We start from the raw sequence: 1,559 nt of genomic DNA, 5'->3' as shown, positions 1-1,559 counted from the left end.
GTTCATCGTCTCCCAGATGGGGAATTCCTTCCTTTTCGGAGTGCTGGTTTTCTCCGTGCTCCTCGTGGCGGGCGATCTCCTGTTCCAGGTCGCCAACCTGATGATCGACAAGGGAGTGGCCCTTGGGGTGGTGATCCGCCTCTTCGTCTACAAATTGCCGGAAGTGGTGGTGATGACCCTCCCCATGGCTTCGCTCCTGTCGTCGTTGTTGACCTTCGGCCGGCTCTCCTCGCAGAGCGAGATCGTGGCCTTGCGGGCGGCAGGGATATCCTTCCGCAGGATCGTCAAGCCGGTCCTGGTCGCCTCGGCGCTCGCCTCTTTGGGCGCTATACTCCTCAACGAGACGATCGTGCCCTTGAGCAACAGGGCCGCCGACAACATAATGCGCTACGAGATAGCCCGTGAGCGGCCCACCCTGCTGAGGGAAAAGGTTTTCCTTAGGGATGAGGGTGACGGGGAACTCCGCCGCGTGATCTATATCTCGCGGCTCCGGCAGAACCTGGGGACCATGGAGGACATCGTTGTGCAGGAGTTCGAGGAGGGCACGATGAGCCGGATCGTCACCGCCGCAAGGGGGAGTTGGAGAGGCGGGGAGTGGTGGCTGGAGGACGGGAAGACCTTCGAGGTGCTGCAGGACCGGACCGTCAAGCTCCTCTTCACCTTTGACCGGCAGAAATTGCCTCTCGATTTAGGGCCCGCGGAGGTGGCCCAGACATCTCAAAGGCCCGCCGAGATGAGCGCCTTTCAACTGTGGAAGCACATCAGCATCATGAACAAGCAGGGAGCCAACCTTGCACCCCTGCGGGTTCTATTCCACCTGAAACTGGCGGTGCCCTGGGCCTGCGTCATCCTCGCCGTCCTCGGGGCCTCGCTGGGGGTAGGCCCCCACCGGTCTGGCGCCGGCGTGGGGCTGGCCATGAGCGTGCTGATAGTGTTCGCCTACTATGTGCTCATGTCCTTTTCCCGCTCCTTCGGCGAGGCGGGGTGCCTGCCCCCCCTCGTGGCGGCCTGGGCGCCGAACCTGGTTTTCCTCGTGATCGCCGGATACCTGGTGAGGATCGCCGACAGATAGGCGGTGGCTTTTTTGGATGAAACGATAGGACTGTTTGCCGGTGAAGGCGATCTTTCTGTCGAGATAGCCCGTCGGCTCTTTGAGAGGGGCAGACCCCCCCTTGTTTTTTCCTTTGGGGAGAAGACAGCGCCCCTGGAAAAGTGGGCCCTGGAAGTGACAAGGATCGAAAGACCCGCTCTTGGGGAACTGCTCGGAAAGCTCCGGTCGAGGGGCATCAAAAATCTCGTCCTAGCGGGGTTCGTGCCGAAGAGCCTGATCTTCAGGCCCGACCTCCTGGACGACGACCTTCGGGGCATCCTCTCGTCGCTGCCCTTCCGGGATGACCACTCTCTGCTGGGGGCCATCGTATCCTTTTTCGAGTCCAGGGGCGTCACGGTACTGCCCTACCGCGATATCATCCCCGAACTGCTTGCCCCACGGGGGACCATTGCCGGCAGGCAGCCCCTTCCCGGGGAGGAAGAGGATATCCTTTACGGTTTGCGGATCG

General features: G+C 61.7%; 2 protein-coding genes. Both read left to right on the top strand.

Annotation, left to right across the window (positions count from 1 at the left end):
- Nucleotides 1-16 precede the first annotated feature (16 nt).
- Nucleotides 17-1,072 (top strand): YjgP/YjgQ family permease, encoded by a 1,056-nt coding sequence (locus tag GX108_03215; protein ID NLO56053.1) that lies wholly within the window; start codon nucleotides 17-19, stop codon nucleotides 1,070-1,072.
- 12 nt (nucleotides 1,073-1,084) lie between these two features.
- Nucleotides 1,085-1,559, top strand: a 475-nt coding sequence (locus tag GX108_03210; protein NLO56052.1) for an LpxI family protein, incomplete at its 3' end; no start/stop codon positions are given.

The organism is Thermovirga sp. (assembly GCA_012523215.1).
Lineage (GTDB): Bacteria > Synergistota > Synergistia > Synergistales > Thermovirgaceae > 58-81.
This window is presented reverse-complemented; position numbering and strand designations above follow the sequence as displayed.

Bases quoted from the DNA above. Each gene is read 5' to 3' on its own strand.
- GX108_03215 (NLO56053.1), top strand. From the start codon at position 17: ATGGGGAATTCCTTCCTTTTCGGAGTGCTGGTTTTCTCCGTGCTCCTC.